The 14,902-nt window shown below is 60.4% G+C and carries 14 protein-coding genes; 7 read left to right on the top strand and 7 right to left on the bottom strand.

Features of this window, described 5'->3' with window-relative positions:
- Positions 1–34 precede the first annotated feature (34 nt).
- Together ACIONG_RS16865 and ACIONG_RS16860 are read right to left on the bottom strand one after the other, a co-directional pair.
- A complete protein-coding gene (locus ACIONG_RS16865; RefSeq protein WP_401301192.1) occupies positions 35–967 on the bottom strand; it encodes a DUF4880 domain-containing protein in 933 nt (310 codons plus the stop codon).
- The gene (locus tag ACIONG_RS16860; RefSeq protein ID WP_401301189.1) at positions 964–1,452 is read right to left on the bottom strand and encodes a sigma-70 family RNA polymerase sigma factor; all 489 of its coding nucleotides are present in this window, start codon (positions 1,450–1,452) and stop codon (positions 964–966) included. Before ACIONG_RS16860 ends, ACIONG_RS16865 begins: the two co-directional genes overlap by 4 nt.
- 189 nt (positions 1,453–1,641) lie before the next feature.
- On the opposite strand from ACIONG_RS16860, the gene ACIONG_RS16855 reads away from it, so the two are divergent.
- The 6 genes from ACIONG_RS16855 to ACIONG_RS16830 all read left to right on the top strand — a co-directional run bounded on the left by ACIONG_RS16855 (position 1,642) and on the right by ACIONG_RS16830 (position 8,046).
- Positions 1,642–1,947, top strand: coding sequence for a DUF3649 domain-containing protein (locus ACIONG_RS16855; protein ID WP_401301186.1), 306 nt, complete (start codon positions 1,642–1,644; stop codon positions 1,945–1,947).
- On the top strand, positions 1,944–3,530 hold the full coding sequence (locus ACIONG_RS16850; RefSeq protein WP_401301183.1) for a PepSY-associated TM helix domain-containing protein: 1,587 nt from the start codon (positions 1,944–1,946) through the stop codon (positions 3,528–3,530). The genes ACIONG_RS16855 and ACIONG_RS16850 overlap by 4 nt, the downstream gene beginning before the upstream one ends.
- Positions 3,530–3,856, top strand: coding sequence for a DUF3325 domain-containing protein (locus ACIONG_RS16845; RefSeq protein WP_103305171.1), 327 nt, complete (start codon positions 3,530–3,532; stop codon positions 3,854–3,856). The genes ACIONG_RS16850 and ACIONG_RS16845 overlap by 1 nt, the downstream gene beginning before the upstream one ends.
- Before the next feature lies 1 nt (position 3,857).
- The gene (locus ACIONG_RS16840) at positions 3,858–4,424 is read left to right on the top strand and encodes an RNA polymerase sigma factor (RefSeq protein WP_213027609.1); all 567 of its coding nucleotides are present in this window, start codon (positions 3,858–3,860) and stop codon (positions 4,422–4,424) included.
- On the top strand, positions 4,421–5,410 hold the full coding sequence (locus tag ACIONG_RS16835) for a FecR family protein (RefSeq protein ID WP_401301179.1): 990 nt from the start codon (positions 4,421–4,423) through the stop codon (positions 5,408–5,410). Before ACIONG_RS16840 ends, ACIONG_RS16835 begins: the two co-directional genes overlap by 4 nt.
- Before the next feature lie 206 nt (positions 5,411–5,616).
- Entirely contained in the window at positions 5,617–8,046 is a 2,430-nt protein-coding gene (locus ACIONG_RS16830; protein ID WP_401301176.1) for a TonB-dependent siderophore receptor, read from the top strand.
- Between the two features lie 142 nt (positions 8,047–8,188).
- Here the strand turns inward: ACIONG_RS16830 and ACIONG_RS16825 are convergent, their stop codons facing one another.
- Entirely contained in the window at positions 8,189–9,064 is an 876-nt protein-coding gene (locus ACIONG_RS16825; RefSeq protein ID WP_401301173.1) for a helix-turn-helix domain-containing protein, read from the bottom strand.
- A gap of 270 nt (positions 9,065–9,334) precedes the next feature.
- Between ACIONG_RS16825 and ACIONG_RS16820 the strand changes: the two genes are divergently transcribed.
- Positions 9,335–10,237, top strand: coding sequence for a DMT family transporter (locus ACIONG_RS16820; RefSeq protein ID WP_213027613.1), 903 nt, complete (start codon positions 9,335–9,337; stop codon positions 10,235–10,237).
- Positions 10,238–10,256: 19 nt separating this feature from the next.
- Here ACIONG_RS16820 and ACIONG_RS16815 read toward each other — a convergent pair whose 3' ends face one another.
- The 4 genes from ACIONG_RS16815 to ACIONG_RS16800 form a co-directional block, all read right to left on the bottom strand.
- Complete coding sequence (locus ACIONG_RS16815; protein ID WP_103305177.1) at positions 10,257–10,766, bottom strand: DUF2165 family protein; 510 nt, start codon at positions 10,764–10,766, stop codon at positions 10,257–10,259.
- A gap of 148 nt (positions 10,767–10,914) precedes the next feature.
- Complete coding sequence (locus tag ACIONG_RS16810) at positions 10,915–11,889, bottom strand: 2-hydroxyacid dehydrogenase (protein WP_401301168.1); 975 nt, start codon at positions 11,887–11,889, stop codon at positions 10,915–10,917.
- A 913-nt stretch (positions 11,890–12,802) separates the two neighbouring features.
- Positions 12,803–13,177 carry a DUF6124 family protein gene (locus ACIONG_RS16805; protein WP_401301165.1) on the bottom strand — a complete coding sequence of 125 codons (375 nt, stop codon included), beginning with the start codon at positions 13,175–13,177 and terminating at the stop codon, positions 12,803–12,805.
- 506 nt (positions 13,178–13,683) lie between these two features.
- Positions 13,684–14,652 (bottom strand): LysR family transcriptional regulator, encoded by a 969-nt coding sequence (locus ACIONG_RS16800; RefSeq protein WP_103305180.1) that lies wholly within the window; start codon positions 14,650–14,652, stop codon positions 13,684–13,686.
- Between the last annotated feature and the right edge of the window lie 250 nt (positions 14,653–14,902).

Below are 14,902 nucleotides of genomic sequence, written 5' to 3'. Positions count from 1 at the left end.
CAGCGGGAGCAAGCTCCCTCGCCACAGGTTCATTTCAAGCCTTGGCTTCTACGCTGACCCAGTAGCGGGTAAAGCGCTTCACTTTCACCGGCAAGCTGATTTCCAGCAGATCCAGAATCCGCTCGCTGTCGTCCAGTGGATACGTCCCGGAGATCAGCAAGTCCGCCACCTTGTTGTCGCAACCGAGTTGGCCGCGACGATAGCGCCCCAGCTCATCGAGGAAGTCGCCCAGCCGCATATGCGCCGCGACCAGCATGCCATCGGCCCAGGCGCCGCTGTTGGCGTCCAGCGGTCGGGCGTCGCTGACAGCGGCGGAGGTGAAACTCAGTTGGCGGGCGACAGGCAGCAGCATCGGTGCGCGTCCGTTGGCCGTCAGTTCGACCCGACCCTCAAACAACGCGACCTGCGTGCGATCAACAAACTGACGCACGTTGAGGCGCGCGTCCCGGGTTTTCAGAATGCCTTGTGCAGTCCGCACTTCGAACGATTGCGATGCGGTCAGGAGGATTTCGCCTTCGAGCAAGCGGATCAGTCGTTGTGCGCCATCGACATCCGCCGCACTTGAAGTATTGAGCTGCAATTGATCGCCCGCACACAACGCAATCTTGCGTCGCTGACCCACCGGGCTGCGGTAATCGGCGAGCAGCGACGGCAGCGGATTGTGTTCGCGCATGCCCCAGGTGACGGCCGAACCGCCACCCAGAATCAGCAACAGTTTCAGCGCCTGACGGCGACTGCCGGACTTCGGCCCGTTCAATGCCGCGTGCGCCAGCGGTGAGGCCACACCGCGCAAGCGCTGGTTGACCCGCTGAATGTGTTCCCACGCCCGGCGATGTTCGCTGTGTGCCTCCAGCCATTGTTGCCACGCCAGTTGTCGACGCGGGGAAAGCTTGCCTTGCTGCATTTCCATCAGCCAGTGCACGGCCTGTTCGGCCACTTGCGCAGAAAAATCCGCGACGCGGTTCATAGGGCGAAATAGCAGCGCATCGCCGCTTTGTTCAGATGACGTTTGACCGTTGCCACCGAAATGCCCAGTTCGGCGGCGATCTGTGGATAGCTCAGGCCATCGACCTGCGCCAGCAAGAAGGCGCGCTTGACCAGGCGCGGTAAACCGTCGAGCAACTGATCGAGCTCTATCAGGGTTTGCAGGATGATCGCTTTGTCCTCTTCCGATGGCGCGAGCATTTCCGGCATCTGCGCGAGGGTGTCGAGGTAGGCGCGTTCCAGATCCTGACGGCGGTAGTGATTGAACAGGACTCGCTTGGCGAGCGTGGTGAGAAAGGCGCGAGGTTCGATGATCACCGCTGGTTCGCGTGCGGTCAGCACCTTGATGAAGATGTCCTGCGCCAGGTCCGCCGCGCTGTCCGGGCAGCCGAGCTTGCGCCGCAACCAGCCGGTCAGCCAGCTGTGGTGGGCTTGATAAAGCGATTCGACGGGATGGGCGGACGGCAACGGGATGACTCCGGGCGCAACAATATGCGGAGAAAACATGCGTTAGAGAACAAGAATGGTTCGCATTGTAGGGCGCAAGCACGGCGTCCGGCAATCAGATGCTTTTGCGTATGAGAATATTTATCATTAATATCGCTCGCCTGTTGGTTCGGCTTGTTGGCCGGACGATTTTCGTTTCAGGGTCGAAACATGAAAGCCAAACTCGCCACACTTCCCATGTCCTATCGTCTGGCCGTCACCTCGCGGGTGATGGCAGCGGTATTTGGCGGCTATCTGGTTGCCGCGCTGGCCAGTGTCACCCTGACGATGTGGCTGCCGTTGAACCGCGCCGAAGCGGTGGTGACCGGCATGACCGTTTCCTTTCTGGTTTATCTGGTCGCCGTGCTGTGGTGTTTTGCCTGCCGCACGGCGTGGTCGGCATGGGTCGGTTTGCTGGTGCCGAGTGTGATTCTGGCGACCATCTCCGGCGCGGCCCGTGGGTTGGGGTACGCATGAAAGAGGGTTTTCGCCAGGCCATGGCCTGGCTGCACACCTGGGTCGGGCTGGTCTTCGGCTGGTTGCTGTTCGCGATTTTTCTGACCGGCACCCTAGCCTATTTCAATGACGAAACCAGCCACTGGATGCGCCCGGAAATTCCCGCGCGAGCGATCAATAGCGAGGCGAGCCTTGCCCTGGCGCAGGATTATCTTCAACAGCATGCCGCCGGTGCTTCGCGCTGGCTGATCGACTTGCCCGATGCCCGCGACCCCGGCCTGACCGTGCGCTGGCAGCAGGCGCCGGCGAAACCCGGCGAGCGCGGTCGCTTTGAATCGAAAACCCTCGATGCGCAGACCGGTGCCGAGGTGCAGGGCCGCGAAAGCCTGGGCGGCGAGTTTTTCTATCGCTTCCATTTCCAGCTGCAAATGCCTTATCCGTGGGGGCGCTGGCTGGCGACAATCGCCGCGATGGTGATGTTCGTCGCGCTGATCACCGGGATCATCACCCACAAGAAAATCTTCAAGGACTTCTTCACCTTCCGCCCGCGCAAGGGCCAGCGTTCCTGGCTTGACGGGCATAACGCCGTGGGTGTGCTGGTGCTGCCGTTTCACTTGATGATCACCTACAGCAGCCTGGTCATTTTCATGTCGATGGTCATGCCGGCGAGCATTCTGGCGTCCTACGGCGGTGATGTGCGGGCGTTTTACGATGAGGTTTTCCCGGCCTCGAAGACGCCGGAGCGGGCCGGCGTTTCCGCACCTCTGGCACCCATGGCGCCGCTGTTGGCCAAGGCCAGTGAGCAATGGTCGGGCGGCAACACCAAGCGGCTGTCGGTGAACAACCCGGGTGATGAAAATGCCTCAGTGGTGCTGTCCCGCGCCGGTGATCGTGTGGTGCACGATTTCGGCAGCGCGGTGACCTTCAACGGCGTCACCGGGCAGATGCTCGGCAGCACACCGGATCAACCTGTGGCGATGGCGGTGGGCGGCACGTTCTACGGTCTGCACATGGGCCATTTCGCCGGGCCGGTGCTGCGCTGGCTGTATTTCATTTGTGGTCTGGCCGGCACGGCCATGATCGGCACCGGGCTGGTGATCTGGCTCGGCAAGCGTCAACTCAAACACGCCAAGAGTGGTGTGATGCCGTTCGAACTGCGGCTGGTGGAAGTGCTGAACATTGCCAGCATGGCCGGACTGGTGTCAGCGGTGGCGGTGTTCTTCCTGGCCAATCGGCTGTTGCCGGTGGCGCTGGCGGGGCGGGCCGATTGGGAAGTGAATGCGTTCTTTATTGCCTGGGGGTTGAGTCTTTTGCATGCGCTGATGCGTCGCGGACGCAAGGCCTGGGTCGAACAGCTTGGGCTGGGGGCGTTGCTGTTTATCGCCGTGCCGCTGATCAATGCGCTGACCACACCGTGGAATCTCGGCGTAACGCTTGCGCAGGGTGACTGGGTGCTGGCCGGGTTCGATCTGACGTGCCTCGGAGCAGGTCTGTTCCTGGCGTGGGCCGCATGGAAAATGCAGCGCGCCAGCAATGCCGTCAGCGTGAAAAAGCCACGTCGCGAAACGGCTCGGCCGGTCACGCTTGAACAGGGAGCGAATTGATGCTGCTGGCCCTGTTGCTTTGCTACGCCGGGTTTACCGCGCTGTGTTTGTCGATGCCTCGGCACCACGATGAATTGCTCGGTCACAAAGCCTCGGCTCGCCGCCGTCAGGGCTTGCAACTCAGCGGGTGGTTATTGCTGGCCTTGTCGCTGTGGGCGGCAGTGTCGAGCAACGGCTGGAGTTTCGGTCTGGTCGACTGGTTCGCGGTACTGATGCTCAGTGCACTGACGTTGGTGCTGTTGCTGCCGTATCGCCCGCGTCTGGCTTTGGCACTGGCGGGAGTCAGCCTGCTGGCCAGTCCGGTCGCTGCATGGGCGCAGTGCTGAGGTGCTGATCGGTCTGCCGCCGGAATCCCGCGACGACGAGCCGCGCGGGGCACGTGCGCATTTTCTTCAGGTGTTCCTGTCCCAGCGTTCACAAATGGAAGCGCTGGTGAACCGGCGCGTCGGCTGCCGGGCGACGGCGGCAGATCTGGTGCAGGACTTGTTTCTGCGCTTCTGGCGCCGACCGTTGGTGCAGGTTGAAGAACTCAGCACCTACTTGTTGCGGTGTGCCGGCAACATCGCCATCGACCATTTGCGCAGCGAAGGCACGCGGGTGCGCGTCAATGAAGGTTGGCAACCGGAAGAGCCGCACAGCCACGGCAGCGAACCGCAAGCAGCGCTGGAAGCCGGCAACGATCTGCGCCATGTCGAAGCGGCGTTGCGCGCCTTGCCCGAGCGCACCCGGCAGATTTTTTTGCTCAATCGCATTCACGGCCGCAAGTACGCGGACATCGCCAAAGCCATGGGCCTGTCCCAAAGCGCCGTGGAAAAACATATGATGCGCGCCCTCGAGGCCTGCAAGGCCAGCCTGCGCGAACCCGCGCCACGCACGCCAGGGAAAGCACCGTGAATCACTCCGACCGCGTCATCCCGACGCCCGCCCAGGAACAGGCGGCATTTGCCTGGCTGAGCCTGTTGCATGACCGGCCCAGCGCTGGCGATCAACTCACCTTCAGCCAATGGCTGCGCGCCGACCCGGCTCACGCCGAGGCTTATGCACAGGCACAAGTGGTCTGGGAGTTGAGCGAAGGGCCGGCGAAAACGCTGGCCGACGAAGAGGCGCTGGCGTTGCAGGGCTATCTCGAGACGATGGATCGCCCGCGTCGTCCGCAGCTGCTGCGTTGGTCCGGTGCGCTGGCGATGGCGGCGTGTCTGTTGCTGATGGTCAGCCTCGGCACAGGGTGGCAGCCGCAGCGCTGGCTCGATGACCTTGGCGCCGATTATGTTTCGGCGCCCGGCGAGATTCGCACCGTAACCCTGGCCGACCAGTCGCAAGTCACGCTGGATGCCGACAGCGCCATCGCGGTGGATTTCAGCCATGGCGAGCGCCATGTGCAGTTGCGTCGTGGCGCCGGATTTTTCAGCGTGACCCACACGGGTGAGCCGTTTGTGGTCGAGGCCGAGAAGGGCCAGGCGCGGGTGCTCGGGACGCAATTCGAGGTGCGTCTGCAACCTCACGGCGCGCAGGTCACGGTGTTGTCCGGACGGGTCGGTGTGGCAGCGGATCGCGACGCAGCGCAGCAGATTCTCACGGCGGGTCAGCAGGTCGCCTACGGTGCGGGCTCGGCGCAGAAACTCCACGCGGTGGACAGCGAGGCACAACTGGCCTGGCGTCAGGGCTGGCTGACTTACTACAAAACCACGCTGGCGGAGGTGGTGGCGGATCTGCGCCGCTATTACCCGGGGCGAATTGTTTTGCTCAACGAAGAGCTGGCGGCGCGCAAGGTCAGCGGCAGTTTCCCCAGCAGGGATCCGCAGGCTGTTCTCAACTCTCTACAAGGGGTGCTGGGGTTTGAGCAGCATCAGGTACTGGGGCATCTGATCATTTTGCGTTGAGGCGGCTAAAGCCATCGCGAGCAGGCTCACTCCTACATTTGGAATGCGTTCCCCTGTAGGAGTGAGCCTGCTCGCGATGGCGCCGGATCGAACACCACAAAAAATAATTTGCAAATGTTGGTGAGGTAAACCCGAGCCCCATCCGTGTAGTGACTGAAACTGCGAGTCATTCGCATCCGTTGCGGTTCTACACAGGTCATTGAGCAATGAAGTCCAGGGCAAAATCGGGTTCGGTCAAACAGTGGTTGGGCGTTCAAGCGTTGAGCTTTTCGGCATTGGCCTTGCTGCCAATGAGCCTGGCGCTCGCCGCCGAAACCGTCAGCAGTCAGGCGCAACAGCAATTCAACTTCTCCCTGGCCGCCAAACCGCTGCCCCAGGCTCTGAGCGACTTCAGCCGTGTCACCGGGCAAAGCGTGGTTTACACCGATGAAGCGCCGTACGGACTCACCGCACCCGCCGTGAACGGCCAGATGAGCGCCGAACAAGCGCTGCAACGCCTGCTCAGCGGTTCCGGCCTGAACTTCCGTCGCACCGACAGCCACACGCTGGCGCTGGAGCCGCAACCCACTGCCGGTGCGCTGAACCTTGGCGCCACCACCATCACCTCGATGCGCGACGAGTCGATGAGTTATCAGCCGCCGCCAACCAGTTCGGTGATGCGTTCATCGGCCTCGCTTCAAGAGATCCCGCAGACCGTCAACGTCATCCCGGCGCAAGTGATCCGCGATCAGGCGCCGCGCAATCTCGACGATGCGTTGGCCAACGTCAGCGGCATCACCCAAGGCAACACTTTGGGCAGCACTCAGGATTCGGTGATGACGCGCGGTTTCGGCGACAACCGCAATGGCTCGATCATGCGCGACGGCATGCCGATCATGCAGGGCCGGGGCATGAACGCCACGGTCGATCGCGTCGAAGTGCTCAAAGGCCCGGCGTCCTTGCTGTACGGGATTCAGGACCCGGGCGGCGTGGTCAACCTGGTCAGCAAGAAGCCCGAACTTGAGCAGTACAACGCACTGACTTTCACCGGTTCGACCTACGGCGACGGCAAGAACGGCAGCGGCGGCACCTTCGACAGCACCGGCGCGCTGGGCGATTCCGGGCTGGCCTATCGCATGGTGGTGGATCACGTCGACGAAGATTACTGGCGCAACTACGGCACCCACCGTGAAACGTTGATCGCGCCATCGCTGGCCTGGTACGGCGAGCGCACCAAACTGCTGTTCGCCTACGAACACCGGGAATTTCTCACCCCGTTCGACCGTGGCACGTTGATCGATCCGCGCACCAACCATCCGCTGGACATCTCACGCAAGGAGCGTCTCGACGAGCCGTTCAACGACATGGAAGGGCGTTCGGACTTGTATCACTTCGAGGCCGACCACGAACTCAACGACGACTGGAAAGCCCACTTCGGCTACAGCTGGAACCGCGAAACCTACGACGCCAGCCAGGTCCGCGTGACCGCTATCGACACCAAAAAAGGCACGCTGACCCGCAGCATGGACGGCACCCACGGCGCGATCACCACCGACCGTTTCACCACCGCCAGCCTCGAAGGCAAGGTCAACGTGCTGGGCATGCAACACGATCTGGTGTTCGGCGTTGACGACGAGTACCGCAAGATCTACCGCGCTGACCTGATCCGGCAGAAAAGCCTGACGAGCTTCAGCTACATCAACCCGGTGTATGGTCGCGAAGTCGAAGGCACCACGGTCAGCCCGGCGGACAGTGCACAGACCGATCTGCTGCGCAGCGATTCGGTGTTCCTGCAGGATTCGATTCACCTCAACGACCAGTGGATTCTGGTCGCCGGCGGACGCTTCCAGGAGTACGACCAGTACGCCGGCAAAGGCGTGCCGTTCAAGGCCAACACCGACACCAATGGGCAGAAGTGGGTGCCGCGCGCGGGCCTGGTGTATCGCTACACCGATGAGCTGTCGTTCTACGGCAGCTACACCGAATCGTTCAAACCCAACTCGACCATTGCCCCGTTGAGCGGTAGCAGCACCGTGCTCGACGGCAGCATCGCGCCGGAACAAGCCAAGTCCTGGGAACTGGGTGCGCGGCTGGACATGCCGGGGCGCATCACCGGTAACATCGCGCTGTTCGACATCAAGAAACGCAACGTGCTGGTGGCCAACTCCGAAGGCCCGACGACGATTTACAGCGCTGCGGGTGAAGTGCGTTCGCGTGGTCTGGAAGTCGATATGACCGGTCAACTGAGTGAACGCTGGAGCCTGATCGGCAACTATGCCTATACCGATGCCGAAGTCACCGAAGACCCGACCTACAAGGGCAAGCGTTTGCAGAACGTGGCGAAGAACAGCGGCTCATTGTCGGCGGTGTATGACTTCGGCAGCGTGATCGGCGGCGATCAACTGCGAGTCGGTGCCCGGGCGCGCTATGTCGGCGAGCGGGCGGGCAATGCGGTGAATGATTTCGATCTGCCGAGCTACACCGTGGCCGATGCGTTTGCCACTTACGACACCCAAGTGGAAGGGCAGAAGGTCAAGTTTCAGCTCAATGTGAAGAACCTGTTTGACCGTACTTACTACACCTCGGCGGCGAGCCGGTTCTTTGTGTCGATGGGGGATTCGCGGCAGATCTCCTTGTCCAGCACATTGGAGTTCTGAGCCGAAACCGCGTCATCGTTCATCGCTGGCAAGCCAGCTCCCACAGGTTCTTGGTTGAGCACAAATTTCTCCAACGGCCGAGGACTTTGTGGGAGCTGGCTTGCCAGCGATGAGGCCCTGATAGACGGCAAAGATTCCAGTTCTAACGCAAAAACGCCTGCCGATATTCGCCGGGCGTCCCGCCCAACACCTGCCTGAACCGATTGGTGAAATGACTCGCGCTGGCAAACCCACAGGCCAGCGCAATTTCCCCCAGCGGCAACGCTGTCCCGCGCAACAACTCCCGCGCCCGGCTCAAGCGCCTTGCCAGCACATATTGATGCGGCGGCAAACCGAAACTCACGCGAAACATCCGCGCAAAGTGGTACTCCGACAACGCACACAATCCAGCCAATTGCCCGAGGCTGATCGGCTCGGCCAACTGGTTGTCGATGAACTCCACCAACTGCCGACGCTGGTGCGGCGCCAGTCCACCCTTCAGACGCAAACCCTGACGGGCGCCGACCTGACAGAGCAAGGTATGGCTGATCAATTCATGCGCCAGGCTACTGGTCAGCAAGCGTTCGGCGGGCTCGTCCCAGTTCAGCGTCAGTAGCTGGCGAAAGCGCTGCGCCTGTTGCGGGTCTTCGAGAAAAGTCTGCTCGCGCAGCTGCATTTCCCGTGGCTCGCGATCAAGCAACGTGACGCAACCGATGGCGAATTGTTCGGCGCTGAAGTACAGGTGGGCCAAACGGATATCACCGTTGATTACCCAGCCCGATTCATGGTCGGCCGGCAGGATGCACAGCTTGTCCGGCCCACCCTTCTGGCCCGGCTGACCGCGACGAAACGTGCCGGTGCCGCCGGCGATGTAGCAGGAGAGGGTGTGATGGCTGGGAGCTTCGTATTCCTGGGCGTCGTGGTGATTGGTCCACAGGGCCGCAGCCAGGCCGTCACCGAGCTCGGCGCTGTGCACAAGGCGAGCGTTCGGCGAGCGGTTAAGCGCTTGGAAGACTTGCAGGTTATCGATTGCGGCCATATTCGGTTCTCTCCAACGCCTTGCATCCTACTCCGTAGGCGTCGTGCTGCCAGCCAAGCGTCCGACAAATGCGCAAGATTGTGCAAGCGCTTCAACCCTTGGTGCAGCACCCTGATCCTCAATTCAGCGCAATCCTTGTGGCGAGGGAGCTTGTCGCGCCATCTCGCTTGAGGGCGTAGCGCTCACAAGTTTTTGGGGCCGCTGCGCAGCCCATCGGGGATAAATCCCCTCGCCACAACAGCGCTTGGCATTGCTTTCGGGAGTTCGCTTATGAATCTGTCGTTGTATCTGTTGACCGTGCTGATCTGGGGCACCACCTGGATTGCCCTGAAATGGCAACTGGGCGTAGTGGCGATTCCGGTGTCGATTGTTTATCGCTTCGGCCTCGCGGCGTTGGTGCTGTTCGTCTTGTTGCTGCTCAGCCGTCGGTTGCAACCAATGAACCGTCGCGGCCATTTGATCTGCGTGGCGCAGGGCTTGTGCCTGTTTTGCGTCAACTTCATGTGCTTTTTGACCGCCAGTCAGTGGATTCCCAGCGGTCTGGTGGCGGTAGTGTTTTCCACCGCAACCCTGTGGAACGCCCTCAATGCGCGGGTGTTCTTCGGCCAACGGATTGCCCGTAACGTGTTGATGGGCGGTGCGCTGGGATTGTTCGGCCTGGGTCTGTTGTTCTGGCCGGAACTGGCCGGCCATCGCGCCAGCCCGCAGACCTTGCTCGGCCTCGGTCTGGCGCTGTGCGGCACCTTGTGTTTCTCGGCGGGCAACATGCTCTCAAGCCTGCAACAGAAAGCCGGGCTGAAACCTCTGACCACCAATGCCTGGGGCATGGCTTACGGTGCGGCGATGCTGTCGGTGTGGTGCCTGATCAAAGGCATTCCGTTCGACATGGACTGGTCGACGCGTTACGTCGGGGCGCTGCTGTATCTGGTCATTCCAGGTTCGGTGATCGGTTTCACGGCGTACCTGACGCTGGTCGGGCGTATGGGCCCGGAGCGCGCGGCTTATTGCACGGTGTTGTTCCCGGTGGTGGCGCTGAACGTCTCGGCGTTTGTCGAAGGTTATCAGTGGACAGCGCCAGCATTGATCGGGCTGGTATTGGTCATGCTGGGTAACGTGCTGGTGTTTCGTAAACCGAAGGCGGTGGTATCACCGGTGCAGGGAAAGTTAGCTTGAAATAAATGAGCGCTGAACGTCAGCGCTCGACTTTCAATGTGATGTAAATCATCACCGGGAATATGAAGTCAACGATATGCCGTGCCCAGTCCTTGGCATTCCATGATTGTGAAGTGTCCATGTCGAACCATTCGACACCCACTGTTTGCAGACAGACGTAATAGATGAATATTGCAACCAGTATGCCCATGATCGAGAACTTCTTGGCTTCATGGAATGCCTCTGCCGATTCATCGATCTTGCGATAAAGCTGATAAGTGCCGATCAGACACAACACCGTATAAGTCACCTCCATGGTGATGATGAACCAATAGATCCGGTGGTGAATCATCGGTGATTCAATGGCTCGATACTTGATGTTCTCACTTGCAGTAGTGGTGTCCATGCTCAGGATGTGAGCCACGTACGTGTAGTTCGAATTATAGTCGGTGAAGTTGTGGATCATCACCAACAGGCCAAAGAAACTGATGTAAGCCATCAATATAACTTTGCTGTAGCGGATGATTTTTTCGGTGGTCAGTGTGTTCAAGGTTTTTGCTCTCCATAGCGCTCATCGATAATTCGATAGCCGGGCAGAGCTTATAATGCTGTTGTTTGGTTTTGTTTGTTGTTCAATTTCAAGTTGTGTATGTGCGTAACTAACGGGCAAGTGCTGTTTGGCACTTGCCCGTGTTTTTTTATCCGCGCCAGACTTGCGGATTCACCAGGTCCTGCGGGCGTTCGCCGAGCAACGCACTGCGCAAGTTGGCAATGGCCCGATTGGCCATGGCTTCGCGGGTTTCATGGGTGGCAGAGCCGATATGCGGCAGGGTCACGGCGTTTTTCAGCTGGAACAGTGGCGACTCCGCCAGCGGTTCCTTTTCGTAGACGTCCAGACCGGCGCCACGGATGCGGTTGTTTTGCAGCGCTTCGATCAGCGCGGGTTCGTCGACGACCGGACCACGGGAGATGTTGACCAGAATCGCGCTCGGCTTCATCAGCGCCAGTTCGCGATGGCTGATCAGGTGGCGGGTCTTGTCGCTGAGGGGCACGACCAGGCAAACGAAATCGGCTTCGGCGAGGAGTTGGTCGAGGCTGCGAAATTGTGCGCCGAGTTCTTGTTCGAGTTCGGTCTTGCGGCTGTTGCCGCTGTAGATAATCGGCATGTTGAAGCCGAACCGGCCACGGCGGGCGACGGCGGCGCCGATGTTGCCCATGCCGACGATGCCGAGGGTTTTGCCGTGTACGTCAGTGCCGAACAATGGGGCGCCGACGCTGGCTTGCCATTGCCCAGCCTTGGTCCAGGCGTCGAGTTCGGCGACGCGGCGGGCGCTGCTCATGATCAGGGTGAAGGCGAGGTCGGCGGTACTTTCGGTGAGTACGTCCGGGGTGTTGGTGAGCATGATCCCGCGTTCGTTGAAGTAGTCGAGGTCGTAGTTGTCGTAGCCGACGGAGACGCTGGAGACCACTTCGAGTTTTTCGGCGGTTTCGAGTTGGGTTTTGCCGAGTTTGCGGCCGACGCCGATGAGGCCGTGGGCGTGGGGCAGGGCTTCGTTGAACTGGGCGTTGATGTCGCCGTTTTTTGGGTTGGGGACGATGACGTCGAACTCTTGTTTTAGTTGTTCGATCATTGGGGGGGTGATGCGGCTGAAGGCCAGGACTGTTTTTTTCATCGTTTTGGGCTCGGCTTTGGGGCTTTATTGCCAAGCACGCTAACATTTCTTGGCGGCCTTTGGGCCGACCATGTTCTTGGGGTTTTGGGTGAATATCCGTTTTTGGGGGGATGGCGGCTTAGGGTTCCGCCCTTACGGCGGGTCACTTTTGGCAAACGCCCCAAAAGTAACCAAAAGGTCTGTGCCCTGACGTTCGGCCCTCGCTGTGGCTCGGGTTCCTTCGCTCCGGGTTTCATCCGGGGCATCGCCTCCGGTTTGCTTCGCTGCACCTCCTCTCGATGTTCCCCCCGGATGAATCCCTCCACTCAGCCTGCCGACGGGCTCCGAGATCAAGATCAAGAGCGGTACTCGAGCTAACGCTCATTGTGTTGAGTGGGGCGGCATGCGCCGCGTTTGGGGTGTGGCTTGAACAGCGATGGCGGCCTGACAGCCGACCAGTCTCTGGCAGACTGCATACGATCCAATTGTAGGAGTGAGCCTGCTCGCGATGACGGCCTGACAGCCGGCCAGTCTCTGCTGGTTGTACTCCACCCCTGTGGGAGCTGGCTTGCCAGCGATGACGGCCTGACAGTCGACCAGTCTCTAGCAGACTGCATACGATCCAATTGTAGGAGTGAGCCTGCTCGCGATGACGGTCTATCAGCCGGCCAGTCTCTGCTGGTTGTACTCCACCCCTGTGGGAGCTGGCTTGCCAGCGATGGCGGCCTGACAGTCGACCAGTCTCTGGCAGACTGCATACGATCCAATTGTAGGAGTGAGCCTGCTCGCGATGACGGTCTAACAGCCGGCCAGTCTCTGGCGGGTGAACCTGTTTCAAACTGTGGGAGCGGGCTTGCTCGCGAAGGCGGTGTGTCATTTGGCGATGATGTTTACTGATCCACCGCTTTCGCGAGCAAGCCCGTGCCCATAGGGGTCAGCTGCGTGGCGCTGGTGGTGTCACGTCGACGTTATCCAGCACGCGGTTCACCGCCAGTTCGGCGAGCATGATGATCTGCTGGATCGCGAGAATCGTGCGCCGTTGCGGAAGGTCGATATAGGCGGCGATGTCACTGCTCATGAGGCTGGCTTGTGCCAGTGATTCGCAGGCGTGGACCAGCAGGCTTTCGTTGTCCTGATCGGGCGCGACCTGGAACATGGTGCTGGGTTTGTGGAAACGCAGGGTGAGTGCGTTGGGTTGGAAGTAGTGGTCGAGGGCGCGATCGGCAGCTTCGTGGAATTTCTTCGAGCCGGGGAATTCGTAGGGCGTGGTGTTCTCCGCTTCAGGCGGATTGGGACTGTGCTTGATCATGACAAATATCCTTTTAATGACGTGGAACTGCCATGTTTCGTTTTCCAGGCGAAAGGGTGGCAGCTGTACGCGGACTGGAAAAACCGGCAAAGGATCAAACCCGGCAGACCCGAAGGTCTCCCACGTACAGCCGCCATAACTCGAACACCGGCGCTGAAAAAGCGCGGCATTATGTCATGTGCTGTGATCCTGCGGGTTTTCCAGACCCGTTCGCTGATTCGTCAGCGACACCCAAACCCTACCCACCGCCCTTCCGACGAGCAACCTGCAAAACACGTCGGAAATATCCGCGAAAACGCCCAGATGTAGGAGCTTCCGTAGGCTGCGATCTGTTGATTTTTAAACACCAACATCAAAAGATCGCAGCCTGCGGCAGCTCCTGCACGGGCCGGTGGATGTTTAAAAAGCACCGGCTACGCGAACCCTGTGGGAGCTGGCTTGCCAGCGATGGCTGCCGGACAGCCGGCCAATTTCCAGCAGACTGCCCACCCTGCAAATCACCGAAATCAGTTGGCGACGCGAGCCCCGGCAAGGCTGCCGCTGAGCTCATAAGCAGCCAGTTCCGCCTGATGCGCCGCGAGTATTTCTGGCAGCGAACCGCGCAGGTATTCGACCCAGGTCTTGATCTTCGCATCAAGGTATTGCCGCGAAGGGTAGATCGCGTACAGGTTGAGTTCCTGCGAGCGATAGTTCGGCATGACTCGCACCAGCGTGCCGTTGCGCAGGCCTTCGATCGCCGCGTACACCGGCAGCACACCGACGCCCATGCCGCTGGTGATCGCGGTTTTCATCGCGTCGGCGGAGTTCACCAGAAATGGCGAGCTGTTGATGGTGACCATTTCCTGGCCTTCCGGGCCATCGAAGGCCCATTTCTCCAGCGGGATCACCGGGCTGACCAGGCGCAGGCAGGCGTGGTTGAGCAGGTCGCTGGGCTTTTGCGCGCAGCCGTTGGCTTTCACGTAGGCCGGTGAGGCGCAGACGATGCTGTAGGTGATGCCCAGGCGTTGCGAGACGAAACCAGAGTCCGGCAGTTCGCGGGCCAGCACGATGGAGACGTCGTAGCCTTCGTCGAGCAGGTCCGGCACGCGGTTGGCCATGGTCAGGTCGAAGGTTACGTCGGGGTGGGTCTTGCGGTAGCGGGCGATGGCGTCGATCACGAAGTGCTGGCCGATGCCGGTCATGGTGTGCACTTTCAACTGCCCGGCGGGGCGGGCGTGGGCCTCGCTGGCTTCGGCCTCGGCTTCTTCGACGTAGGCGAGGATCTGCTCGCAGCGCAGCAGGTAACGCTTGCCGGCCTCGGTCAGGGCGATGCGCCGGGTCGTGCGGTTAAGCAGTCGGGTTTGCAGGTGGGCTTCCAGGTTGGAGACCGCGCGCGAAACGTTGGCGGTGGTGGTGTCGAGTTGCACGGCGGCGGCGGTGAAGCTGCCGGCTTCGGCCACGCAACTGAAGGCGCGCATGTTTTGCAAAGTGTCCATGGGGTGCTCTCAAGGGAGATGGCAAATTGTGACACGAAGTTTCGAGGGCTGAGACCCAGACTTAAGGATTATCTCGTTAACCGTAACAAAGATTCACAGAAAACCCAGCTTATCGCCGAACAGGGCGTTCCATAGAATTGCGCCGATCCGATGTAGGCGCTGCCGCAGGCTGCGATCTTTTGATTTTGTTTTAAGGGATTCAAGATCAAAAGATCGCAGTCTTCGGCAGCTCCTACAGCGAGTCCTCGCC

It is taken from the genome of Pseudomonas sp. NPDC087817 (genome assembly GCF_044742875.1).
Classification (GTDB): domain Bacteria; phylum Pseudomonadota; class Gammaproteobacteria; order Pseudomonadales; family Pseudomonadaceae; genus Aquipseudomonas.
The sequence above is the reverse complement of the archived record's forward strand: the minus strand, read 5'-3'. Positions and strand labels throughout refer to the sequence as shown.

Excerpts from the sequence above, each read along its gene's own strand:
- ACIONG_RS16850 (WP_401301183.1), top strand. The coding sequence starts at position 1,944 with ATGAAAGAGGGTTTTCGCCAGGCCATGGCCTGGCTGCACACCTGGGTC.
- ACIONG_RS16845 (WP_103305171.1), top strand. The coding sequence starts at position 3,530 with ATGCTGCTGGCCCTGTTGCTTTGCTACGCCGGGTTTACCGCGCTGTGT.
- ACIONG_RS16865 (WP_401301192.1), bottom strand. The coding sequence starts at position 967 with ATGAACCGCGTCGCGGATTTTTCTGCGCAAGTGGCCGAACAGGCCGTG.
- ACIONG_RS16805 (WP_401301165.1), bottom strand. The coding sequence starts at position 13,177 with ATGATCAAGCACAGTCCCAATCCGCCTGAAGCGGAGAACACCACGCCC.
- ACIONG_RS16825 (WP_401301173.1), bottom strand. The coding sequence starts at position 9,064 with ATGGCCGCAATCGATAACCTGCAAGTCTTCCAAGCGCTTAACCGCTCG.
- ACIONG_RS16820 (WP_213027613.1), top strand. The coding sequence starts at position 9,335 with ATGAATCTGTCGTTGTATCTGTTGACCGTGCTGATCTGGGGCACCACC.
- ACIONG_RS16855 (WP_401301186.1), top strand. The coding sequence starts at position 1,642 with ATGAAAGCCAAACTCGCCACACTTCCCATGTCCTATCGTCTGGCCGTC.
- ACIONG_RS16800 (WP_103305180.1), bottom strand. The coding sequence starts at position 14,652 with ATGGACACTTTGCAAAACATGCGCGCCTTCAGTTGCGTGGCCGAAGCC.
- ACIONG_RS16830 (WP_401301176.1), top strand. The coding sequence starts at position 5,617 with ATGAAGTCCAGGGCAAAATCGGGTTCGGTCAAACAGTGGTTGGGCGTT.
- ACIONG_RS16810 (WP_401301168.1), bottom strand. The coding sequence starts at position 11,889 with ATGAAAAAAACAGTCCTGGCCTTCAGCCGCATCACCCCCCCAATGATC.